Source organism: Brevibacillus sp. JNUCC-41, from assembly GCF_014844095.1.
GTDB lineage: Bacteria > Bacillota > Bacilli > Bacillales > DSM-1321 > Peribacillus > Peribacillus aracenensis.
Genome location: NZ_CP062163.1, coordinates 3,155,393 through 3,179,869, shown reverse-complemented (window position 1 = coordinate 3,179,869; position 24,477 = coordinate 3,155,393). Strand labels below are relative to the sequence as shown.

Annotated in this window: 21 protein-coding genes; 6 read left to right on the top strand and 15 right to left on the bottom strand. The window is 40.5% G+C overall.

Annotated elements, in window-relative coordinates:
- Positions 1 to 7: 7 nt before the first annotated feature.
- Positions 8 to 994: a Gfo/Idh/MocA family protein gene (locus JNUCC41_RS15455; RefSeq protein ID WP_192208178.1), complete on the bottom strand. Its 987-nt coding sequence runs from the start codon at positions 992 to 994 to the stop codon at positions 8 to 10.
- Between the two features lie 205 nt (positions 995 to 1,199).
- On the opposite strand from JNUCC41_RS15455, the gene JNUCC41_RS15450 reads away from it, so the two are divergent.
- Positions 1,200 to 1,985 carry an SDR family oxidoreductase gene (locus JNUCC41_RS15450; protein ID WP_192203769.1) on the top strand — a complete coding sequence of 262 codons (786 nt, stop codon included), beginning with the start codon at positions 1,200 to 1,202 and terminating at the stop codon, positions 1,983 to 1,985.
- A gap of 63 nt (positions 1,986 to 2,048) precedes the next feature.
- Here JNUCC41_RS15450 and JNUCC41_RS15445 read toward each other — a convergent pair whose 3' ends face one another.
- Together JNUCC41_RS15445 and JNUCC41_RS15440 are read right to left on the bottom strand one after the other, a co-directional pair.
- A complete protein-coding gene (locus tag JNUCC41_RS15445; RefSeq protein ID WP_192208177.1) occupies positions 2,049 to 3,269 on the bottom strand; it encodes a multidrug effflux MFS transporter in 1,221 nt (406 codons plus the stop codon).
- Between the two features lie 437 nt (positions 3,270 to 3,706).
- A complete protein-coding gene (locus JNUCC41_RS15440) occupies positions 3,707 to 4,684 on the bottom strand; it encodes a 2-hydroxyacid dehydrogenase (RefSeq protein WP_192203768.1) in 978 nt (325 codons plus the stop codon).
- Positions 4,685 to 5,010: 326 nt separating this feature from the next.
- On the opposite strand from JNUCC41_RS15440, the gene JNUCC41_RS15435 reads away from it, so the two are divergent.
- Entirely contained in the window at positions 5,011 to 5,976 is a 966-nt protein-coding gene (locus tag JNUCC41_RS15435) for an MBL fold metallo-hydrolase (protein ID WP_192203767.1), read from the top strand.
- Between the two features lie 248 nt (positions 5,977 to 6,224).
- Complete coding sequence (locus tag JNUCC41_RS15430) at positions 6,225 to 7,421, top strand: M14 family metallopeptidase (RefSeq protein WP_228467343.1); 1,197 nt, start codon at positions 6,225 to 6,227, stop codon at positions 7,419 to 7,421.
- 153 nt (positions 7,422 to 7,574) lie between these two features.
- Here the strand turns inward: JNUCC41_RS15430 and JNUCC41_RS15425 are convergent, their stop codons facing one another.
- Together JNUCC41_RS15425 and JNUCC41_RS15420 are read right to left on the bottom strand one after the other, a co-directional pair.
- On the bottom strand, positions 7,575 to 8,546 hold the full coding sequence (locus JNUCC41_RS15425) for a TRM11 family SAM-dependent methyltransferase (RefSeq protein ID WP_192203765.1): 972 nt from the start codon (positions 8,544 to 8,546) through the stop codon (positions 7,575 to 7,577).
- A 146-nt stretch (positions 8,547 to 8,692) separates the two neighbouring features.
- On the bottom strand, positions 8,693 to 9,784 hold the full coding sequence (locus JNUCC41_RS15420; RefSeq protein WP_192203764.1) for a CotH kinase family protein: 1,092 nt from the start codon (positions 9,782 to 9,784) through the stop codon (positions 8,693 to 8,695).
- 154 nt (positions 9,785 to 9,938) lie between these two features.
- On the opposite strand from JNUCC41_RS15420, the gene JNUCC41_RS27435 reads away from it, so the two are divergent.
- Complete coding sequence (locus JNUCC41_RS27435) at positions 9,939 to 10,412, top strand: CotG/ExsB N-terminal domain-containing protein (protein ID WP_428834086.1); 474 nt, start codon at positions 9,939 to 9,941, stop codon at positions 10,410 to 10,412.
- Between the two features lie 275 nt (positions 10,413 to 10,687).
- Here JNUCC41_RS27435 and JNUCC41_RS15415 read toward each other — a convergent pair whose 3' ends face one another.
- Genes JNUCC41_RS15415 through JNUCC41_RS15405 form a run of 3 tightly spaced genes read right to left on the bottom strand, consistent with a single transcriptional unit; the run spans position 10,688 to position 13,430 of the window.
- On the bottom strand, positions 10,688 to 10,999 hold the full coding sequence (locus JNUCC41_RS15415) for a DUF3870 domain-containing protein (RefSeq protein ID WP_192203763.1): 312 nt from the start codon (positions 10,997 to 10,999) through the stop codon (positions 10,688 to 10,690).
- A 23-nt stretch (positions 11,000 to 11,022) separates the two neighbouring features.
- On the bottom strand, positions 11,023 to 12,228 hold the full coding sequence (locus JNUCC41_RS15410; RefSeq protein WP_192208176.1) for an acyl-CoA dehydrogenase family protein: 1,206 nt from the start codon (positions 12,226 to 12,228) through the stop codon (positions 11,023 to 11,025).
- A gap of 14 nt (positions 12,229 to 12,242) precedes the next feature.
- Entirely contained in the window at positions 12,243 to 13,430 is a 1,188-nt protein-coding gene (locus tag JNUCC41_RS15405; RefSeq protein WP_192203762.1) for a CaiB/BaiF CoA transferase family protein, read from the bottom strand.
- A gap of 455 nt (positions 13,431 to 13,885) precedes the next feature.
- Here JNUCC41_RS15405 and JNUCC41_RS15400 point away from each other — a divergent pair, with 455 nt between their 5' ends.
- Positions 13,886 to 14,824, top strand: a complete 939-nt coding sequence (locus JNUCC41_RS15400; RefSeq protein WP_192203761.1) for a DHH family phosphoesterase — start codon at positions 13,886 to 13,888, stop codon at positions 14,822 to 14,824.
- 133 nt (positions 14,825 to 14,957) lie between these two features.
- Here JNUCC41_RS15400 and JNUCC41_RS15395 read toward each other — a convergent pair whose 3' ends face one another.
- From JNUCC41_RS15395 to JNUCC41_RS15375, 5 genes are all read right to left on the bottom strand, one after another.
- Entirely contained in the window at positions 14,958 to 15,974 is a 1,017-nt protein-coding gene (locus tag JNUCC41_RS15395) for an aliphatic sulfonate ABC transporter substrate-binding protein (protein ID WP_192203760.1), read from the bottom strand.
- A 41-nt stretch (positions 15,975 to 16,015) separates the two neighbouring features.
- Complete coding sequence (locus JNUCC41_RS15390) at positions 16,016 to 16,768, bottom strand: ABC transporter permease (protein ID WP_076367033.1); 753 nt, start codon at positions 16,766 to 16,768, stop codon at positions 16,016 to 16,018.
- A complete protein-coding gene (locus JNUCC41_RS15385) occupies positions 16,701 to 17,543 on the bottom strand; it encodes an ABC transporter ATP-binding protein (RefSeq protein ID WP_192203759.1) in 843 nt (280 codons plus the stop codon). The genes JNUCC41_RS15390 and JNUCC41_RS15385 overlap by 68 nt, the downstream gene beginning before the upstream one ends.
- Positions 17,544 to 17,792: 249 nt before the next feature.
- Positions 17,793 to 19,123, bottom strand: a protein-coding gene (locus JNUCC41_RS15380; protein WP_428834110.1) for an IS3 family transposase whose coding sequence is annotated in 2 segments (ribosomal slippage) — positions 17,793 to 18,742 and positions 18,742 to 19,123 — 1,332 coding nt in all. Because the reading frame shifts where the segments join, the coding sequence is not laid out codon by codon here.
- A 148-nt stretch (positions 19,124 to 19,271) separates the two neighbouring features.
- On the bottom strand, positions 19,272 to 21,374 hold the full coding sequence (locus JNUCC41_RS15375) for a YhgE/Pip domain-containing protein (RefSeq protein WP_192203758.1): 2,103 nt from the start codon (positions 21,372 to 21,374) through the stop codon (positions 19,272 to 19,274).
- Positions 21,375 to 21,873: 499 nt separating this feature from the next.
- Between JNUCC41_RS15375 and JNUCC41_RS15370 the strand changes: the two genes are divergently transcribed.
- Complete coding sequence (locus tag JNUCC41_RS15370) at positions 21,874 to 22,566, top strand: DUF421 domain-containing protein (protein ID WP_192203757.1); 693 nt, start codon at positions 21,874 to 21,876, stop codon at positions 22,564 to 22,566.
- Between the two features lie 126 nt (positions 22,567 to 22,692).
- Here the strand turns inward: JNUCC41_RS15370 and JNUCC41_RS15365 are convergent, their stop codons facing one another.
- The gene (locus tag JNUCC41_RS15365) at positions 22,693 to 23,217 is read right to left on the bottom strand and encodes a type 1 glutamine amidotransferase domain-containing protein (protein WP_192203756.1); all 525 of its coding nucleotides are present in this window, start codon (positions 23,215 to 23,217) and stop codon (positions 22,693 to 22,695) included.
- Between the two features lie 111 nt (positions 23,218 to 23,328).
- On the bottom strand, positions 23,329 to 24,066 hold the full coding sequence (truA, locus tag JNUCC41_RS15360; protein ID WP_192203755.1) for a tRNA pseudouridine(38-40) synthase TruA: 738 nt from the start codon (positions 24,064 to 24,066) through the stop codon (positions 23,329 to 23,331).
- Positions 24,067 to 24,477 lie beyond the last annotated feature (411 nt).

Genomic DNA, 24,477 nt, shown 5'->3' with positions numbered 1-24,477 from the left:
AATATGCTTATAAGCGGTCTGAAGGAAAGACGATTCCGATTTGCTTTCTTGCTTCATCCATGATTTCCATAGTCAATAGTGAATTCGTATACGAATTTATATCGGACTCCATTTTCCCCTGCTGTATCAATTCAACAAACTCTTTCGCTTCATAATACATGGTAGGCATATCCTGTTTAACTGAAATATTTTCAATGGTTCCATCCCGATACTGAATATCAACCGCTTGCGGTCCTGAAATTTTCTGAATGATGATGCTTCCATGTTCACCTTGAATTTCCGAAGGCAAATTGGACTCAGTAATCTTGGAGAACATGACGACTGCCTCCATTTCATCATAGGAAAGCAGAATCGTACCCTGCCCATCGACTCCTGATTCAAGCATCGTTCCTGATGCCTGTACCTTATTTGGTTTACCGAACAGAACAACAAGCGGATAGAGTACGTAAATACCAAGATCCATTAAAGAGCCACTGGAGAATTCAGGATTGAATGCATTCAGCACAGTGCCTTGTTTATACGAATCATATCTAGATGAATATTGACAAAAGCTTCCCGAGAAACGCCGTACCTTCCCGATTTTATCCAGATTTCCCTTTATACTTTCAAAATTCGGCATGATGGTCGATTTCATCGCTTCCATCAATAGAACATCATTTTGTTTTGCAGCCTCAATCATTTCCCTTACTTCTTCCGCATTTGAAGCCATTGGTTTTTCACATAATACATGTTTTTTATTTTGTAAAAACAACACGGCTTGCCTGCAATGATGAGAATTAGGGCTTGCTATGTATACTGCGTCGATTTCATCACTGGCGGCCATGACTTCTAAATTCGTAAAAGTCGTATGTACTTCGTATTTATTGGCAAATTCCTTGGCTTTCTCTTCTGTACGTGAGTACACGGCGGTTAACGATAAATCCTCTACATGCTTTGCAGCCTCCAAAAATCGTTCCGTGATCCAATTTGTACCTATTACCCCTAATCTTATCAACATTCTATCCCCTTTCAAGCTAACGTAATCATGTCCTCAATATACAGACATTTCACTGAAAAACAAAGTATAATGAACACTCGCAACTGTTTAAATTGGATTTTTTAGGCAATATTCGTTTATAATTTTTCTATAATACCACTGCCATGATGTTTCTACATACTCCCTAACGGGAAAGCAAACTTAAAAGGAGCGTGTGAAGTGTATGACAGAATTAATGATAAACAAAGTTGCCATCATTACCGGTGGAGGGTCGGGAATTGGCCGGGGTGCCGCACTGAAACTAGCTGAAAACGGCGCGAACATCATCTTTTTTGACCGTACAGTCGAAAATGCCGAAAAAGTGAAGGAAGAAGTGGAAAACCTTGGTCGAAAGGCATTAATCATTAAAACGGACGTTTCCAAGGCTGAGCAAGTTGAACATGCCTTCAAGACGGCCCATGAACAGTTTGGGAAAATTGATTTTGTATTTGCAAACGCAGGCATTAACGGAGTGATTGCCCCTATAGAAGATATAAAGCCAGAAGATTGGGATCAGACACATACCATCAACCTCAAAGGCACTTTTCTCACCATCAAATATGCCATTCCCTACATGAAGGAAACGGGTGGCAGCATCGTAATCAACAGCTCCATCAATGGAAACCGATATTTCAAGAATTTTGGTTTTTCCGCTTATAGTTCATCCAAAGCTGGTCAGGTCGCTTTTGGGAAAATGGCTGCACTCGAATTGGCAAGATATAAAATCAGGGTAAATACCATTTGTCCCGGCTCCATCGATACGAACATTCACGATAACACATTCCCGGAAGATGAAAACTTAAAAAAAATCAGGATTCCCATTGAATATCCGCAAGGCTCTCAGCCCCTGGCGAAGAAAGCGGGGACTACCGAACAAGCTGGTGATCTCGTATTGTTTCTAGCATCGGACATGTCTTCCCATATTACGGGCACGGAAGTTTATATCGATGGAGCAGAATCACTATTATGATTCATACTTACGCCCCTAAAGGAAAAAGCTGAAATCCACATCAAGGATTTCAGCTTTTCCTAATTAAACTCGCCTTAACCCACGACGGGCAAGAATTAAATAAGCGAACATTGCGATGACATGACAACTTACCATCACAATTCCCATAGGCAAGGGTGACTCACCTGAGCCTAGTCCCACCAAGGGAGCCATTAGTGATCCTAATATGAAAGGAAGCAGGCCAATTAAAGCCGAAGCACTGCCTGCTGTTTTTTTCTGATTTTGCATCGCTAAAGAAAAACTCGTAGTGCCGACAATACCGACGCTGGAGACGGAGAGGAATAAAGCGACCAAGATTCCTGCCAACCCACTTTCGAGAAGGACTGAGGCAAGTAGTAATATTCCCCCAAACAATGCTAGACATAATCCCATTTGAAGCAGTTTTTCCTCTTTGACCTTCCCGGCAAGCTTCCCGGCAACTTGTGAAGCGATGATGATCCCAATTCCGTTTATTGCAAAAATCAAACTGAAGGTCTGTGGAGAAACGCCATAAATGTTCTGGAGAACAAAAGGCGATCCTGAAATATAAGCGAACATGGCGGCACTTATGAATCCTTGTGCAAAAGCATAGCCCATAAACACACGATCTCTCAATAAGTTCCCAAATGTCCTGATAGTATCTTTTACCCCACCTGCACTTCTGAGATTAAACGTTAAAGTTTCCTTTATCCCCAAAAATGCAGCTGCAACCATAATGATACTTAATACTGAAATGACAACGAAGACTCCCCGCCAAGACGTGAACTGCAAAAGCTGACCGCCAAAAACCGGAGCCAATATCGGAGCCGCCCCATTCACCAGCATTAACATGGAGAAGAACTTGGTCAAATCCGATCCTGAAAAAAGGTCACGAACTATCGCCCTTGAAATGACAATGCCCCCCGCTCCCGCAATACCTTGGATAAAACGTAATAATAAAAGCAATTCAATGGTTGGAGCAAAAGCGCATAACAGAGAGGATATGCAATAAATGGATAAAGATATGATTAACGGTGTCCGTCTTCCTTTTGCATCACTTAGCGGCCCTAAATAAATTTGGCCTAAAGCCAATCCTAACAAACAGGCCGTCAAGCTCAGCTGCGCTAAAGATGTACTGCTTTTCAGATCCTCCGCCAGTGTGGGAAGACCCGGTAAATACATATCAAGTGACAGCGGCCCAATCGCTGCAAAAGACCCCAGCATAAGAGCCATCAACAGCCTTTTGGATTTAGTCATTTCGTTGCCTGATGATATCGTTTCCTTCATTTCAATCATTATTACCCCTATCCCTTTCAACTAATTGTTTTCCTGGATAAAACCCGACTTTCTTTATTTTACAAAAGATCCGAACAATTTACGATAAGTATGCTTCCCCTAGAATTGGATTCTTCCCTCGAGCACTCAATTAAGTAATGTTCAAAACTCGGAAATCTTCTAAAAGGAAAAATCTTAAATCAGGAAATATATTTGAGGATACTGCGAACCAAAGTAAGGCTATAAAAGGTCCAAACAATTCCACAAAAAAAATGACCCCATTTTGGAGTCATTTCAAACTCTAGACAAACTCGAAGAAAAGCCAGTTTGCATTTCAGAAATTCGCTCCCTTTCCGCCGACCGTTGCCAAGCCTCATCAAAGCGAGCGCCTGGGGGTCTCGGCTAGACAGTCATTCGGGATAAGGGCATTCCGAATCCCATATTCAGAGTCATTTTGATTTATTCAACAATACTAAATTACGCGGAGTATCACCAGATAATCCATCCATCAAGTTTTGTACCGCAAGAGCTGCCATCTTCAATCTTGTGGCAATGCTGGCACTCCCAATATGCGGCAGTGTAACGACATTGGGCAATGTTAGCAGCGGGTGATCCACAGGGACGGGCTCTTCTTCGAATACATCCAATCCAGCCGCCCATATCTCTCGGTTTTCCAGTGCCTGGTATAACGCCTTTTCATCGATAATCCCGCCTCTTGCTGTATTAATGAGCACAGCCGTCCCTTTCATTAATTCAAGCTGCTCCTTACCAATCATATAAGTGGTTTCCGGTGTGAGCGGCAGCATGACACAAACGAAATCCGATATTCGGAGCAATTTTTCAAGGGACTGATATTCGATTCCTAATTCTTTTTCCTGTTCATATTTACGGCTTCGATTAAAATAAACCAAGTTCATATCAAATCCCTTAGCTCTTTTTGCAAGGGCTTCCCCAATCCTACCCAAACCGATTATACCAAGCGTTGCACCGTGTACATCCTGTCCGGTCAGTTGCATCGGCGACCATGTTTCCCACTTTCCACTCCTTAAATAATCTTCTGCCTCCATCATCCTTCTTGCCGTTGCAAGCAGCAAGCCGAAGGTTAAATCAGCTGTCGTTTCCGTTAAAACCCCCGGTGTGTTCGTGACCATGATGCCCCGTTTTGTTGCACTTCGAACATCAATATTATTATGGCCCACTGCCATATTCGCTATGATTTTCAGGTTAGGCGCCCGTTGAATCAGTGACTCATCGATTTGTTCCGTCAATAAACAAAGCAGCCCCTCTACTTCTTTCATTTCTTCTTCAAGGACCTCTCTAGGGACCGGTATATCCTCTTGTTCCCACATCCTGACATCATATTTCCGACTAAGACCTTCGATTATTTGTTCCGGCAATTTCCTTGTAATATAAATTTTTGGCTTCAAACCATAACCTCCTATACCGTTTCATTCCATTAACGCATTCTTGCACCATTTATCACCTTCAGTTTTCGTTACCCAATAATTAATTATAAGAATATTGGCTAAATTACTAGCTTGTTTATTCAATTTTAAAATAAACTAGATAAATAGACCATCTATTTCCAATCATTCTACTATTAATTTTCTCGTTTACAAGGAGGCTTCCGCTTGACAGTTTCAATTCACTCAACTAATCATAGAATAATAACCCTTTAAATCTAGTCGGTCATTAGTAATACAACAATTTTCCAGATGATGTTTATCTCGATTTAGGAGGATATGGGAAGTTCATGAAAACGAAAACAACATTTAAAATTTATCCAATCATAGCTCCAAGCGCTTTATCTTTAAAAAGTATAAACTTTTATTTAGTTAAGCAGGATGAATCTTTAACATTAGTCGATGCAGGCATGAATGATGACGTCTGCTGGAATGCACTTCAGCAAACATTAAACGAAAATGGATTTACCGTCGGAGATATCACTGGAATTTTATTAACCCATCACCATGGAGACCATGTTGGTTTGGTCAATCGGATTACCGAACTCCATCCGATTCCCGTTTATGCCCATTCTAAATCCATTCCCCGTTTAAAAAGGGACCCTGACTTCTTAAGTATGAGAATTGAATTCTATAAGCAGCTTTACATTGAAATGGGCTGTGGTGAACTTGGAGATAAACAAGTGGCTTACCTATTCAACGCTGTCGATAATAATAAAGATCAAAAACTGAATGGTGACATCATCGCAATCACGGAAAAACAATGGCTGAATTTTGAAGTGATCGAATTTCCCGGGCATGCCCCGGATCAAATTGCTTTCCTTGACCAGGAAGCGAAACGGCTTCTTGCAGGTGATTTATTGATTGAACATATATCAAGCAATGCCTTGATCGAACCTGATGAAAACGGTAATAGAATGCTGACTCTTGTAGATCATATCGATTCATTAAAACGATGTTTGGCATTACAGGTGAATCTCCTCTATCCTGGTCATGGTAACATCATTGAACAACCTGGTCTTTTGATTGAAAAAAGACTCAACAGCATAGAGAGAAAATCACAAAAAATCCTTAGCTTGATAGAATTCGGAATTTCTACCGGCAATGAACTGGCAAAGGAGTTTTATAAACAAAAGTATATAGCGGAATTCCCGCTCGTCATGTCAGAAATCATTGGACATTTGGATTATTTAGAATATCAAGGGAAGGTCACGAAACAACTCGTTGAAAATGTAGTTCATTATCAAGCTAAGTGACATCAAAAAAAAGGCTGGAATTGATATTATCCCCACTAAGTGGAAAATGTAAAAGGCTACTGGTAAACCGTAGTTGATACACTACCACTTGGAGGGGATTTTACTATATCTAGAAAAAATATGTAAACCACATTGAATCTGAAATACATAGGCCTATTTAGGTGTTTTAATTAATCGAACAGGAAAAGGGAGGGAAAACGAAGAATTAATATCTGAATATTAAATATTTTCAGAACAGGAGAATGAATGTGAAAAGAAAATTTTTAAAGGTTTTAAGTTCAACAGTAGTGGCCGCAGCATTACTCGGCCCAAATGTCAGCTTAGCTGAACGAGGACCAAATCCGACAGGTGGAACGAATCTCTCCACCGAAGCATTCCTTAATTATGACGAACTTGTAAAAAAATTAAATCAACTTGAGCAAGTGAGTGCAGGGAAAGTCAAAGTAGAAGTCGCTGGACAAACAAATCAGGGTCGTTCCATTCAAAAAGTGACTGTCGGTCATGGTGACAAAGTCGTTCTTATTCAAAGTGAAATTCATGGAAATGAAAAAACAGGAACTGTTGCGTTATTGAACATTCTTGAAAACCTTGGTCAAAGTAACTCACCTGAGGTTAAGAAAGTGCTTGATGAACTAACAATTGTTGCTATTCCAATGATGAACGTAGACGGCTCAGAGCTTGATCGTCGTGGAAATGAGATGACATGGTCTGAGGTTGTAGGGAAATTCCCCCAACTTTCTAATGTGAAACCTACTTGGAACTATTACACTACTCCCAGATCAGGCGACGACTATGCTAGCAAACCAGGATTTGATGTTAATCGTGACTTTAATCCTAACCTAAACTATATACCAAAGCCTCAAGACTTCCCGGGGGCATCTGAAAAGCCGGGCTGGTTTATTACACCTGAAGCCCAAACGGTACGTGACACATATAAAGGGTTAAAGTCGAAATTCGGGAAAGTGGATGTTTTTATCGACCTTCATCATCAAGGGTTCCCATATATCGAAGGAACTGATGAGCGTGTGACTATGTCAATATCAGGAAAATTCGTTCCTAACCCAAGCACTCCCGAAGGGGCTAAATATGCAGAGTATGCAGATGATTTTAAATATGATTTCTCCCGTCAGTTGACACTTACTGCGTATAACGCACTACAAGCAAAAGGGAATTCAGTGTTTACAAATATTTCATTGTACGATCAATCTATCGACCTGCCAGGTACTGCTTTAGGAACGTTTGCTTTAAACGGAAGTGGTACGGTTCTATTTGAAGTAAGTGGACAAACACAAAACTTTGGGCAAAAAAAGAAAGGCCAGCTAGTAAAAACAGTTGAAACGGGTCTAATGGGTATTATCAATGGTGTAACAGATGGATCGGTTCATAATCTTAATCCATCAGACTATGAAAATATTCCTGAAAGTTCATCTACACCGGGAATTTAGTCAAGTTTAAAACTTAATTTAAAGGGGGCTTGTCCGCCATCCAGCACCGGTTGAATATCGAGCCAGATGGCAGCATAGCCTTTTTTTGTTGTCAACTTGACAGGGTAAGTCCATATCCATTCAAAGATTTCAGCCTTTTCTTGATGATGGAACCTACACACACACTACAACCTCTCTGGAAAAAATGCCTTTCCTGGCCACACAGCGATCAGCAATTTCAAATCCTGCTTCTTCAATCATATGATCCATCGTGTCGATCGTTACGACGACGACCTTGTCAGCAAAGCTTCTGGCATGTTTAAGGATCGATAGCTGATCTTCCGGCGTCGCATGTGTATATAAATTGTAAGGCATATCGATAATCGCTACATCATATTTACTGGTGACCTCCGAAATCGGACCTGTAGTTACATCACCTTCGAGGCCGAAATAGGCAATATTCTCCCTGGAACCGTCGGTAACAAGCGGGTTGATATCCCGGCCATCAATATTGATCCCCATCGATAGGGCTTCTACCAATACCGTTCCAATTCCGCAGCATGGATCAATTGCCTTCACTCCATCCGGATGTGGAACGGCTATGTTAGCAATGGCCCTTGCCACTCTTGTGCTAAGCGCTGTCGAATATTCCCGGGGCTTCTTCATATGTTTTAACCAAACCGCTTCAGGCTTGACATACTTCCCAAAATACCAACGTCCGCCAAGGGTCACGATTCCAAAGACCTGATCAGGATTGCGCACATCGGCATTCCCCTGAATATGCCAGCCTATCTCCCTTTCAATTTCGCGCTGTCCATCATAATCTATTTTTGCGTCTTTATTCAGATCATTAATTTTTACGAATAATACTTTGAATGTAGAATCAGGCAAATGAATACCTTTCACTTGCTCAACGATTTCGGATATGCTTTCCCCTTCAAACATGACGTCGACACGCCCTTTTATAAAAGGGCTCCTGCTCGGTTCAATTGCTATATCACTTTTCAGAATATTCCCTGAAGTCTCAAAGCCAAAGAACGAGCGCATCTCCATTTTAGATAATGAGCGTTCGTCAGGGCTGCATGTAAACGTATATATATATGCCGGTTTGCGGCTATGATTAGTCAATCCATTCCCATCCTTCATTACTTTAGATTATATCTTTCTATCAAACATAGCTGTAATGGTATAGAAAAGCAAATGGAATCGTATGTAAAAAAGCATGAATGCTTTTCTTTCAACACTCATGCCGTTAAATTCATCATTGTTCCTTCACTATAGGAAAGGAATTATTAATCCAATTTATGCAGCCGGCTACTTATATACTTTGCACGGGCCTCAATGAATTCCAGGATGAATTTGGGCTCATTATCAAATTTCACAATATTCCCCTTGATATATGGATCTTTTGAAACATAAGGTTTTATTTGATCATGCATTTCCTGAATGATAGGTTTCATATAGTCCACGTTAAAATGATTGTTCAAAATCTCCTTAAGAAGTTCTTGGTACCGGACACGAAATCCCCTTACATCAAGGATTCTAGCAGTCAATGTATTGAATCCCTCGATTCCCACATAATCCTCTTCCATCACTTTCCCGTTAACATCCCTGCCCCATGTCGCATCATAATCCCATGGAATCATTTCAAAGAGTCCAGTATCTCCATTTCGATACAAGGCATAGTTATGAACGAACCCATCATAGTTTTGCGTAAATATGACACCGGCCAGCCAGCGCAGGTACTTTTCCACATCGACATATTTTACGATTTCCTTTTCAAAATCCACTCTTGAAATTGTATTGATTTGGAGGATCAACTCTTGTAAATATAATTCATCCTTTGCTGTCCCGCATTTTTTTTGATAGCCCATCTCCAATGATTTTTTGATCCCTTTATCCAAATCGCTCATCAATGAGAAATTGGCATCACCATCTACTGCATAGAAAATGGCACCCTTGGGCAGCCCCCTTTTCTTCAAATAATATTCATCCACTGATTCCAATTCTAGGTATATCCCTTCGTCCTTTCCGTTCAGATTCAGGAAAACGAACTGGGAGTTCGGCGATAAGGTGCCTATATCCGCAAAAAAGTCTAAAGATAATTTATTTCTTAGTAAAGATTTATCCTTATATTCGGCATTTAAATGAATTTCCTTGGCATTCTTATAAGTATTAGGTTTATAAAAGACTACATTATAGGATTTTTTTGGAAAACCGCGGATATGTGAGCCACGGTAAACAATATCAATATCCAGTTTTTTTCTGTTAAGTGTTAACTTTGCCGGTAAAGGATCATTGCACCATATATCTCTGCGAAGTTCCCTTAAATTAACTGGTGGAATAAAAAGCTGGTACACAGGCAGCTTCTTGTCAGAATTCATATAACCCTTCACTTCCCTTTCACTTTCATATTAAATTATGAAAAAAAGCGAGGGGTGTCACAAAAAACAAATTTTCATTAAAAATTGTGCTATTATCCCTGGCATATTACGTACAAGCGCATAGTTTAAAGTATAGAAAGGGGGATATGTAAATATGTCTGACATCATTCAAAATATACAAAATGCGGTAGATAGAGCCAATTCCTTCGGGTTAGGCGATTTCATGTATAATGACCCTTGTTCAAAAGGCCGTTCTTCACGTAAAAACAACAAAAATAAGCGAACTTCCCGCAGACGCACTAAACGTTGCTTTAACATGAGGAGGTCCACTTGCCGTACGCAAAGGCGCACTAGCAGGAGGAGGTCCACTTGCCGTATGCAAATGCGCACCAGCAGGAGGAGGTCCACTTGCCGTATGCAAAGGCGCACTAGCAGGAGGAGGTCCACTTGCCGTACGCAAATGCGCACCAGCAGGAGGAGGTCCACTTGCCATACGCAAAGACGCACTAGCAGGAGGAGGTCCACTTGCCATATGCAAAGGTGCACCAGCAGAAACCGGTGTTCCTCCAACCACTGCAGTTGGCTTTGCGGCAATAACTTTCGAAATAAACGGAGATGTTGCTTCTAGTTTCTTGGTTCCGTTTTAATGTACAACTAATTTTTTTTACTGGATATTAAGCTTTAATTTAAAGTCCAATTTCCAACAAAAAAAACACAAACTCGTCGTAAAGGGCGAGTTTTGTGTTTTTTTAATCACGATCGTTATATCCATTCAAATGTACCGTTCCTTAAACAATGAAAAACACTGACATTTAAAATGAAAGTGGACTTATTTGCCATGTACCCGAACCTATAACAAAGGATCCCACCCTTATACATATGGTAGGATCCTCCCAGTTTCGCTTATTTAACGGAGACCAATTCGAACTGTGCATACACATCCTTCAGCCCTGCTTGAATGGCTTGACCAGCCTTCCCACGATAATGCATTTGTACACGATCAATCAATTCTTCGATACCATCTTTCAGGCAATAACCGCGCAGCAGTTGACGAATGAATTCCCTGCCATGTTCTGTAGCAAGTGTACAGGAAGCGTCGACTATTACACCATATTTAAAGTCAAGCTCTACCGTGATCGTGATGGAATCATATAAATTTCTTGCTGCCATCCCTTGTGGAAGTTTTGCATGCCCTGCAATAAAGTATGTGTTCATCATCTGATCTCCTCTATCTATAGTTAATGGACGGAAACCTGCTCGAAGGGCCATGCAGGCAATTGCTTTCGAAGCTCTTTATCTTGTCTGTAGCCAAGTGCGTATTCGCCCTGCATTACAGTATGAATCTCACGGGTTCCTTCGTAAATGACCGGGGCTTTTGAATTCCGCAGAAAACGTTCCACTGGATATTCATCCGAGTATCCGTAGGCACCATGAATTTGAACAGCATCATTGGCCGCTTCGTTAGCAGCATTACATGATATCCACTTTGCAAGTGATGTTTCCTTCGTATTCCTTTTTCCTTGATTTTTCAAAGTACCCGCTTTAAAGACCAGCAATCTGGAAATCTCTAAATTTGCGGTCATCTTGGCAATCATCTGTTGAACGAGCTGATGCCTGCCAATCTCTTTTCCGAATGTACTTCGTTCATGGCAATATTTCAAGCTTGCTTCCAGGCTTGCTTCAATTAACCCTACTGCACCTGCGGCCACTGTAAACCGGCCGCTGTCCAATGCCGACATGGAAATTTTAAAGCCCTCACCTTCTTCACCAAGCCTATTCTCGACCGGAACTTTTACATCGGTTAAAAAGATTTCGCCTGTATTCCCGGCACGAATTCCTAATTTCCCTTTAATGGCTTTCGACTCCACTCCCTCGAAAGTCCGTTCCACAATAAAAGCAGTGATTCCCCTTGAACCGGCATCATGATCCGTCTTGGCGAAAATGAGGAAATGATCTGCATAATCACAGAGCGAAATCCATGTTTTTGACCCGTTCAAGATATAATGGTCCCCAACACGTTTTGCCGTTGATTTCATAGCCGCAACATCAGACCCTGCATTCGGTTCAGTCAGCCCAAAAGCGCCAATCTTGATCCCTTTTGCCTGCGGTACTAAATATTTCTGTTTTTGTTCTTCCGTCCCCCATTGCAGCAAGGTCATGCTATTTAACCCTGTATGTACAGAAACTGCAGTTCGGTAAGCCGTATCGCCTCGCTCCAGCTCTTCACAAACGATTGCAAGCGTATTATAATCCATTCCGACTCCACCATACTCTTCGGGTATACAAACGCCCATCAACTGCAATTCCGCTAACCTTTTTAAAATATGCGGCTGGAATTGACCTTTCCTATCCCACTCTTGAATGTATGGGATAATTTCCTTATCAACAAATTTCCTTACCACTTTCTTCACACTTTGCTGTTCTTCTGTTAATTCGAAATTCATCATTAAAATTCCTCCTAAATAATTTTATTTTCCTTGAATTTGCTTATTTGGTCTGGACTATATCCAATTTCAGCCAGAATGGAAGCGGTATGCTCACCATACAGTGGCGGATGCTTTCTCATCGTTACCGGCGTTTTTGAAAGGTTCAGTGGCGATCCCGTCACTCTAAGATCTTCGATTGTGGGATGTTCCATGTTCACCAACATCCCTCTTGCGATGATTTGCGGGTCCTCGAACATCTCTGCAATATCATTAATCGGTCCATTGGGTATCCCTGCATCATCAAATAGCCTTTTCCATTCTTTCTTTGTCTTTCCTTTCAACAAATCCTCTATTATCGGTATTAATCCTTCCTTGTTCAGCAAACGTTTTTCATTATGCTTAAACTGTTCCTGCTCGGCTAAATCAGGTCTGCCGATAACGGCTGAAAATCTCCTGAACTGATCATCATTCCCTACAGCCACAACAAGCTCCCCATCACTTGTACGGAACGTTTGGTATGGAACGATATTGGGATGTTGATTTCCCATTCGTTCAGGGGTCTGGCCACTGAATAAATAGTTGCTGGCGACATTCACCAATGAAGAAACCTGGCAATCCATTAACGAAATATCAATTTCCTGTCCTTCCCCCGCTTCATCCCTATGATGCAAAGCGGATAAAATGCCAATGCATGTATACAAGCCAGTCAATATGTCAGCTATGGCCACCCCGACCTTCACGGGGCTTCCATCTTTTTCTCCTGTGATACTCATCAAACCACTCATCGCTTGAATGATATAATCATAGCCAGGCAAATCTTTATAAGGTCCGATTAAACCAAATCCCGTAATCGAGGCCATGATCAGTTTGGGGTTCATTTCCTTTAAACCCTCATAGCCCAGCCCCATTTTTTCCAACGTGCCCGTCTTGAAATTTTGTATCACAATATCCCCTGAAGACACCAACTTCCGGAAGATTTCTTTCCCTTGTTCCGACTTTAAATTCAAGGTCATGCTTTGCTTATTTCGATTGGCACATAAATAGTAAGCGCTTTCTCCTTGGACGAATGGCGGACCCCATCCTCTCGTTTCATCCCCTGCCTCATGATGCTCGATTTTAATAACATCGGCACCCAAATCACCGAGGATCATTGAACAAAACGGCCCCGCCAAAACACGGGATACATCGATAATCCTGACTCCTTCCAAAGCTCCATTCATATCATCACCCCTTTCAAACTGTCGGGATACACAAAAAAGAGCCAGTAAAACCAACAATGTCATTACATTGAATGTTTCACTGACCCTTATCCACGAACTGTCTTCCTGCAAAGGAAGATCAAGTGAACCAAGTCAATTTTTATGGATTCCAGTTTTATGACAAGCCGGCCATGCAGCAAGGTAACTTGCTGTCATCGGTTTGGTAAATTAAGTATAGTACCATTTTTTGAATTTTGCAATAATTTTGTTCAGGTGTTTTCATTACTTCCAATGAAATACTCATTCGCTTACTTCCCGTTTAATATAAACATACAGCCCTCAATCCATAGTAATGGGAAATTGCCTTTATTCGTGAGGCATGGGATGATTGAATATGCATAATTGTCAATATATGAATTTTTCATACTATCGATTATCGCTTGACAGACAAGGAAAGATTGAAAGGAGATGGCGATATGGACAATAAAAAAGCGGAAATAATCGAAGCGATTAAGAAATACCACACAATTATCATTCATCGCCATGTTAATCCGGACCCGGATGCATTGGGATCACAAATCGGTTTAAAGAAGCTTTTGAAGCATTCCTATCCTTCTAAAGAAGTCTATGCGGTAGGCGAGGAAGTGGATAAGCTACTATTCATTGGTGATATGGATGTCATTTCCGATAACAAATACAAAGGTGCCTTAGTGATTGTTTGTGATACTGCCAACATTTCACGGATCAGTGATTCACGATATGATCACGGGGACATGCTAATCAAGATTGATCACCACCCTGAATATGAGCAGTTTGGTGATTTTTCCTGGGTCGACCCTTCTTATAGCTCTGCCAGTGAAATGCTTGTTGATTTATTCTTGGAATCTCCGGAAGGCTTTATCATGAATAAAGAAGCGGCTAAATCATTTTATGCAGGAATACTTAGTGATACAGGTAATTTCATGAATGGGAATACAACTTCCAGGACATTAAAAATGGTTTCGCACTTAAGAACTTATCATATTCATCCAGAAAGAATCCATAACAGCCTTAATATAAAGACAAAAAATGCTTCAAGACTTCAAACAGACATCCTCATGAGCTTCAATGTAACCGATAAAGGGGTAGCTTACTTCATTATTACGGAGGATCTGTTAAAAATGTATGGCGTGGATCGAATTGAAGCTTCGAATTTAGTTAACACGCTATCGAGTGTCAGGAGCAATAAAATATGGGCTTTCTTCATCGAATATCCTTCTGAAATCCGTGTCAGGATACGGTCACGGAACATTCCCATCGCTTCAGTCGCACGTCAATTCAATGGCGGGGGACATTCACTGGCTTCAGGCGCTACCATCCATTCCTGGGATGAGGTTGATCACGTTATCCAAGCATTGGATCAAGTATGCCCATAACAGGGATTTCATGACCTGGTGGTTATATGCATGATTATATTCCCGGGCGCAATGCGATGGAATAATTCAGCCTTTACCTGATTACAAAAAAAGCGCCAAAGCCAGGATGGCTGAGGCGCTTGCTTGTTTCAATTTATTTGGACACTCCTTCAAGAATTGATAAATCGATCATGCCTTTTATATCATTGCTAGGGATATAACCAGCTTCTTTGCTTATGTCTGCCATTTCCTGAATGACTTGCTCATTAACTTCAGTCGTCACTTCAAGGCGTGAAAATGCTGAAGCCACTTCATCTTTACTTAATTCTTTTCCAGTCAGTTCCTTCAAATGCTTAATAACCAGCTCTTGGCTTTCTTCAGGGTTGTCTTGGATAAACTTCACCGCTTTTTCATGCGCCTTCAAATAAGAAGCAGCGAGCCCCTTTTTATCCAAGAACTTCTGGCTTGCAGCCACTACCGTGTTAGGTGAATCTTTCCCCCATGCAAATTGATCCCAGTCAAGCAATAACTTTCCTTTTGCCTGGTTTTCCAATACATAACCCCATGGTTCCTGAGTTGCTGCTGCATCGACAGATTTTTGGACAAAAAGCGCGGTTGTGTCAGCAGGCGCGGCCGCATACAGCTCAACCGTCCCCCCATTCGTAGTCGGTTTTAAGTCAACATCTTGAAGGGCCTTCCTTAGCATGACATCCTGAGTGCTACCAATGACGGGAATCGCTACCTTTTTACCGCCCAAATCTTTTAAGTCCGTAACTTTGCTGCCCTCGCTGGCCACTAGTACGGCACCTCCATTAACAGCCCCGGAGATCAAGTGGTATTCAGGGTTTTTCACGTAAAAGTTAAGCAATGGACCAGGCCCGACCGTTCCGACATCAATGGCGTTTGTAGCCATTGCTTCCATGAATAATCCGCCATTGGCCACTGTTTTGGTTTCAATCTTAACATCTTTACCGAACTCTTCTTCGAAAAAGCCCTTTTCGAGTGCAATGATCGTTGCACTGTGGGTTAAGTTAGGAAAATACCCAATTTTCACGGATTTCCCCCCAGAACCTCCTCCTTCTTCATCATCGCTGCTGGACTGAGTGCATCCGCTTACTATCCCGATTAACAACACAGACAGAATAAGGGCAAAAAATGATTTTTTCAGCATACTTTTCTCTCCTTTTGAACTATTATTTTATTAAACTACCGTTACTTCACTCCCCATTTCAGTTGAACATTACGTTCAAGGCGGGAAAAGACAACATTATCCACGATTGTTCCGATGATTGCGATGATGATCATCACGGAGATGACCAAATCCATTTGTCCCAGTGATCTGCCCATTTCCAGCAATTGCCCAAGACCGCCTCCCCCGCCAAGTAATTCACCTGCCATCAGTGCACGCCAGGAAAAGGCCCATGCAATTCGGAGACCGGATATTATTTGCGGGACGGATGCTGGTAAAATGACGGTGCGAAGAAAATGAAACCCGGTCGATCCATATGTTTTGGCAACCCGCTGATACAACTGGGGTACATTCCGGAAGCCACTTGTTGCATTAACCGTCATCGTCCAAGTTGCGCCGATGGTGACGATAAAGAGAATCGAAAAATCATTCAATCCAAACCAAATGATCGCTAACGGGAACCACACGATACTCGGGATGGACTGTAAGGCCGTCACGACGAATCCTAGAGTGTCTTCAACCAATTTAAAGCGCCAAATGAAATATCCTAATATTAGACCTACTATAATGGCAATCGTAAAGCCGATCAGGATACGGCCAAGGCTTTTTCCGATGGCTTCAGTTATTTGTCCGCTCATCAGTCCATTAAACAGAGTTTCCAAAACCTGGGTCAGGCTTGGGAACATGAATTCCGGAAGACTGGAAAGTCTAGATGTGACTTCCCATATCCCCGCTATCATCGCGATGAATATGATTCGTCTTAAAGCTGTAATCATTCCCCATTTCCTCCTTCAGCACTTTTTCAATTTCCTCCTGTAAAATCGATAGAACCCTTTGTTCTGTATGCAAAGTTACACTATCCGGCATAACTCCATCTTTCATGGAAGGGACGGAAATCGTCTCTTTAATTTTCCCTGGACGGGTTGCAAAGACGATGATTTTTTCGGAAAGCTGAACAGCCTCACGAATATTATGGGTAACGAAAAAGATTGTCACTTTAGTTTTTCTCCAGATTTCGAGCAGTTCTTTATGCAAGACCATCCTCGTTTGCTCATCCAGCGCAGAGAATGGCTCATCCATCAACAGGATATCCGGTTCCATCACCAACGCTCTTGCGATGGCTACCCTCTGTTTCATGCCCCCTGATAGTTGATGTGGATAGGAGTCAACATATCGGCTGAGGTGAACCATTTTTAAAATGTCCAATGCCTTTGCTTTAGCCTCTTCATTGGGAATCTTCTTTAACTTCAATCCGTATGTAACATTTTCAAGTACCGTTAACCAAGGGAATAACCCCGCCTCTTGAAATACTACGACCCGTTCCGGACCTGGCTTCATCACTTTTTTCCCAGCTACACGTATTTCCCCTGCATCTGCCTTATCAAGGCCGGCAACCAGATAAAGGAGTGTGGATTTACCACACCCTGAAGGGCCGACGATTGAAACGAAGCTTCCCTTCTCGACCTCTAGGTTTATCTTCTCGAGCACCTTTATGCTTTCTTTCTTTTCATTCTTAAAACTTTTTTCAATGCCATCTATTGTTAAATACATAAAGTCACCCCACTTTTATATCGCATCGATTTACTAAACATTATTTCTTAATAATGATTAATCCAATGGTTTTTGTCAACTATAAAAATGCAAAAATTCTAATTTATCGGTATCTTTCTATTCAATTGTCATTGTATTGATAAATATTCCAAACTTACACAAAAATACATACGGACAAATTCCATTCAGAAATAAAAAACCTGAGCCCATGTTGAAATGTACCCTTTGTAAAGGACAGTTTAAAAAAGCCTAGGCAGCTTGAAAAAGATGATTTCTGTATTGAACAGGAGTCATCTTTTTTAAATTCCATTGGTATCTGTAGTGATTGTAATACGTCATATATTGCTTAATTTCTTTTTTTAATTCATCTAAAGTTGAACATGCTTTAATAGATGCTTCATCTTTAAAATGGCCAAAAAAAGATTCTTGAGGTGCATTATCCCAGCAGTTCCCACGCCTTGACATCGACTGGCCTAATCCCAGTTTTTTTACTAATTTCTGAAAGTCCGGATGGGTATAATGAGTTCCCTGATCAGAGTGGATAAAGGCATTCTTTGCTTTGTGAAATCTTCGATTTTTCTTTAACTTGAGGAGGGTATCCGTAGCCAGGTCCATGGTAATGCGATCTGATACATGGTAAGCCACAATTTCATTGGTCGAAGCATCCTTAATCGTTGATAGATAAGCTTTCTTTCCTTGGCCATAGAACAAATATGTGATATCTGTGAGTAGTATTTTACCTGGAACTTCCTGTTTGAATTCCCTCTTCAAAAGATTCGGCACCACACGGTGCTCGTGAGTGGCTTTCATCATTCGTCTGTACGGATTTGCCTTCCGAATAGGGCATATAATGCTGTACTTCTTCATGATTCGCCGGATACGCTTCAAATTATAGACAACATTAAATTGACCCGCCAAAGTCATTTTGATCTGACGAGCCCCTTTCTTACGATTTTTGAAATGGAATGCTTTTATGATGATTTCTTTCACTGCCTCATCCTTTTCATCTTTTCGAATTCTTTTTTCCTGTGATTTCACTGAGAAGTAATTATAATAACCACTTCTTGAAACACCGACTATTTTACAAAGGTATTTCACCATATGTTTTAGTTGATATTTTTCAATCACGGAGCGAATTAGGATATATTTTTGGAAAGGAGGAAGAACTACTTCTTCATCCCCCTTTCTGAAAAACGAATCTTTTTTAACAGTTCGTTTTCTGCCTTTAGTAAGTTGATTTGTGCTTCTAAGCGAGCATTTTTCTCCTCTAGGGTAAGTTTTCTTTCCTTTTTGCGCCCTGAATTTCCTGCTCTAGTGTCACATAAACCAATAATCCCGTTCTTCGCGTAAACTGCTTGCCATCTCTTACTCGCTGATTTAATTCTTTCCGTCCCCAAAACCTCTACATCAAACCCAAATTCTTCAAATATTTGCCTTGCGAACTTGCCTTTCTGTTTTTCCGCTATAAATATATGCTTAAATTCATCAGTATAAGTAATTCCTTTTGAACTTACAGATTTAACATAATTATTAGATGATAGTAGTTTGATTTCTTTCTCTGTAAAAAGCTTTTTACTCATAACCTTCTCCAGTCCCATGTTGTGTTTTCTCGTTGTGTTTCTTAATTATACAAAAAAGTACCCTATAGGAGACTTTTTTAGGTGTCTACTCTATAGGGTACAGTTTATGTAAGGGTTCAGGCTAATTTTTATATCCACTTTTATAACCTTAAAAAATCCTGCTTCCATACAACTTATCCTTCATTTTTTGTGTCCTTGCATGCAGTGGCTTTTTCAAAATGATACCTAATATAAGCGTGATTATTAAAAAGATAATCAGGATAAAAATGTCCTTGCCAGCTACGCTCCATGTTATTCCCCCAACGGATTCACGAAGTAAACCCACAGCATAGGTGAATGGCAAGAAAGGGTTAATATGTTGAAAAAAGGGCGGTGTGACTTGAATGGGGAAAGTGCCGCCAGAACTTGATATTTGAAGGACCATCAAGACGACGCTTATCCCTTTTCCAACATTTCCAAGAACGGAAACGAAGGTGTAGACAATGAGTGTAAATACTGTACTTATCAGAACGGAAAACAGGATGTACTCAAACTTATCCGCTACATAAACACCGATAAAGATGATATTCCCAATGGAAACACTAAGAGCCTGCATTACCCCAATGATGAAAAATATAAGATACCTCCCGATATAAATTTGATACGGGCTGTAAACTTTTTGAGAAACACCCACGCTAAGCATGGAAATCAATATTGTACCGCCGACCCAAAGGGAAAGGGCCGTAAAGAAAGGGGACATGGCGGATCCATAGTTCGGAATCGGAAAGAGACTGTGTTTATTGAGCAGCACCGGTTCTGAAAAAAATTCACTTTCTTGTTCAATATCATTTCTTAGGAAATCGATCACTTCTTCCATATCATAAGACTTATCGATTTCCCTCATTTTAGAAGCTAGAGCCTTTATTTTCGTTTCGATTTCCGGAAACTTATTCATTAACTTATCGATATCCCCTGTACGTGTTTCCAATGTTCGATTGGTCTCATTCAACAGCGTCCTTACCTCAGGAAGAACCTTGGTTCCCTCCGCCATTGTGACCTGGACATTATTCAATATTGATTCCGTTTCGTTCCAGATTTCATTGAATTTTGGCCTTGATTCCTTTGAATAACTTTCCTGGAAGCTTGTCAAAACTTGATCATTGTTCCTGCCAAGTTCTATAAGATTGCCATAGGCTCGGTCATTCAGCGCTTGAAGTTGGTTCGAAGTATTATCCCTTAATTCATCAACTAGCTGTATTTCTGGCTGAAGCAAGTTTTTCTCATTAAATTGATTGACTCTCACCAATAAATTATACATACTGTCCAAAAGGTACAACTCTTTATTTATCCTCGTTACCCCTTGTTCCACAAGCTGATTCGACTCATTATCAGGCAAATCCTGACCCGTTAACCGGTTCGCCACCACTAAAACGGATTCATTATCGCTCCTGATGTTCGCGATATCATTTTGCAAGAGGGGAGCGATTCCTTCGAATGCCTGCCTTGTTGAATCTACATAACTAGATACGTCCGATACCAATTTGTCCTTCTGCGACGTTATTCCTTCTATTGAATCCAATCCATCATTGACCTTCTTAATGATATCCTCAGCCTTTTTAACATGTGTTTGAACGGTTTTGATATTTTGTTCAAGCTCAGGCAGTTGCCCCTCTAATAAATACACCATATTCTTCATTTTTTGAATTGTCGGCAACTCATTTTGCAGGGTGACTCCCAGTTCATTAAAGATCGCTAGGATACTCCCACTGGCCGATTTGATAAAGGTTTTGCTCACGTTGTCCACAATGCTGTTCGCACCCGCTGCCGTAATTTTAGGAGCAATGGAATTGATTTTTTCATTTACATAGTAATCAATCTCCGCCTTTTTAGGGACATCGGTCATGATTGTCGCAATATGTTCGGAAAAGTTCTCCGGAATGATGATGGATGCATAATAATCCCCCTTTTTCACCTTAGCTTTTGCCTCTTTTTCCGAAGTGAATCTCCAGCCTAAATCCTTATTCTCCTTTAACCCCTCTATCACTTCCTTGCCTATATTCACGGCTTCGCCATTTAACTCCGCACCTTTATCATTATTGGCAACGCCGACAAGAATTCCTTCCGTATTTGCATACGGGTCCCAAGATGCGACAATATTAAACCACGCATAAATGGAAGGGATGAACATGAGAAAAACTACTACAATACAAACAAAGAAATTTTTATAAATGCTTTTTAAATCGTCAATGAAAATTTCCCGAATATTTCTCAAAACATACCCCCGTACAGATGTATTTTTGATACTATTATTCGAAGAAATTTCTTAATCGATACTAAGTAAACTTATCCATCGATTTATAGAACCAAATAAAAAGAAGCAAGTAACGATATGCTACTTGCTTCCTAGATCACTTATCTTGAATGCCTGGTTTATAAGGAAGCACGTTTCATAATTAATCTGGTATACGTCATTTTTTCTTCACCTGTAATAATTAATCACATTAATCACAAAAAAATTTCAATTAGTTTCCGTACCTCTTTTTGACTTACGCACTCGTTCAGGAAGAAAAGCAATCCTTATTAAAGAATCGCGCCCTTTATGGAATATCTAAATTATGGCCACAATCCTAAAAAACTTAATTCTTCTTCAACTATCTCACCCATAGAAAGACAGTTTCCTGTCTTTTTCCTTTTTAAATTACAGAATAGTGGGCTTACTGTAAGAACATACTATTACGAACTGTCGGGATTTTTAAAAGGGAGAAATAGTCATGCAAGAATTTGTTGAAATCATCTTTCGACCCTTTATAGCTTTTATTTTATTATGGGTATTTGTCCATCTGCTCGGTAAACAGACGATTTCCCAAAGGACTTACCACCTTTATATCGCTTCTATTACGATGGGGACACTTGCAGGAAATCTAGCATTCAATATTAAAGTTAAATTCCTGTATCCTATCATTGCAATTATTATTATGGGTTCCATCGTTTTTATACTGAATCTTGTAGCGGTTCGAAATCCGCGCTTCGGAAAATGGATCGCTGGAGAACCCGTTGCCTTAATTCAAAAAGGAAAAATACACGAAGAGTCAATGCAGCGGATGGGGTATTCACTGGATTCTCTTAAACAGGCTTTGCGGGGAAAGGATATCTTCAATTTAGAAGAAGTGGAGTGTGCCATTTTAGAGATAAATGGCTCCCTCTCTGTATTAAAAAAAACACAATACCAAAATACCACCAAGCAGGATATAGCTTTACTGTCCTCAGCTGGAACTGTACCGATAGAGTTGGTCTATGATGGGAAGATCCTATACGAAAATTTATCCAATCAAACTTACGATGACGAATGGTTAATGGCTGAGCTCAAAAAAAGGAACCTTTCTGTTTTTGACATCTCTTATGCTGTCGTAGGGACAAAAGGAAATTTGTATATAGATTTGATTAAGGATCAATCAAGGGTATAAACCATTGCCTTTCAGCGGGAATCATGATCAATTGCCGTTAAATATATCGCATTCGCGTAATTGGATGGCAGGAATAATAAAAGTGGTTTTTCCAGAAGAAAAAACCACTTTTTCAGAATATGGTGATTAACTCTTTTCAATCACGTTTATCAATTCCCTTAAATAATCCGGTAGATCAGGTGGACGCCTGCTTGACACAAGGTTATCATCTACGACGACGGGCTTATCTATCCAAGTCGCCCCTGCATTTTCCATATCATCTTTAATGCCCGGAGTACTCGTTACATTCTTCCCTTGTAAAATTTTAGCGGAGATCAACACCCAGCCAGCATGACAAATTTGCCCGATTGGTTTTTTATTTTCTTCCATGCTTTGGATAAGTGATATCACTTCAGGAAACCGGCGAATTTTGTCAGGTGCCCATCCGCCCGGTACAAGAATGGCATCATATTCTTCAGCTTTAATACTGCCATACTCATAATCAGATATAGCTGGCACACCATATTTCCCAATATACGTTTCATTCGCCTTTTCTCCAGCGAGATGAACAATCGCTCCTTCTTCTTTTAAACGTAAAATCGGATACCAGAGCTCTAAATCTTCAAATTCATGGTGCACAAGACTGATTATTTTCTTTCCTGCTAATCTCATGAAAATCTCTCCTTTTTTCGTTCTATTCCCCTTTACCATTCTTCCCTATTACTTCCCTTTATCTACTGCCTGTACACTTTACATGCGTTAACCGATGCATCAATATTTGGTCTAAAAATCAACCTTTACCAAGTACAACCCAGCAGCCTCCGCCATGCGGCCCGTTTGGATTCTTTCTTTTGACTCTAAAATGCTTGGTATATTTCCAGCATCTATTTCACCCAACCCAACTTCTATCAACGTCCCGACAATCTTTCTAACCATATTATAAAGAAATCCATCGCCTCGCACTGTAATTTGGATAAATCCGGCATCTTCTTCTATATCTATGGAATATATTTCACGCACCATGGTTTTTTTCTTAGACTTTGCATTTGAAAAAGCCGTGAAATCATGTTCACCTATAAAATGTTGACATGCTTTTTTCATTCTTGTGATATCCAGCTTTTTCTCTACATGCATACTGTATTTGCGCATGAAAGGATTTGTGTATGGCTCGTTCCAGATCTTATACAAATAGGTTTTATCCTTAGCATTATAACGGGCATGAAACCGATCAGGAACTAGCCTGACCTCGACAATGCTGATATCTCTTGGTAAATACCTATTCAAATAATTCATGATTTCAGCTTCAGTCAGATTTTCACCAATCTTAAAATTGGCGATTTGAGCAAGTGCATGTACACCGGCATCCGTTCTGCTGCACCCGATGATCTCGATTTTTTCCCCCGCCATTTCCGTTAATACATTTTCTATTTTCCCCTGAATCGTATCATCACTATTACCGAGTCGTTGCCAGCCTTTATAGCGCCCGCCATCATATTGAATGGTCAATTTATAATTGTTCATTGCTTCCTCCTTATTTTATTACAGTATGGTCATCTAAACAGAAAATTCTTGATAAAATACAAGCCCCCATACAACTCCTGCTGTATGAGGGAACAGATGGTCTTTTCTTAGAAACATATTTAAATCGTTAAGGTTTTGTATCATCATGCAATGAGTTTTGTCCCTTTATCCCCTTACTTCCACAAGTCTGCAGTGAATGCAGTAAAGGAGCGCCCAAAGCTTACAGCCCCTGATTTATGTAAGATCATACATCTTATCTATGCCACTCGATAGTAAATACTAACAATCAAAGTGAAATGCACTTCTGCATAGTTTACCAAAGTGGGTAACGTCATGCAACGAACGATTCACCGTCACGCGCAGTTTCTGTACAACTTTGTGCATGAACAGGAGCTTCGATTTATTAATTGC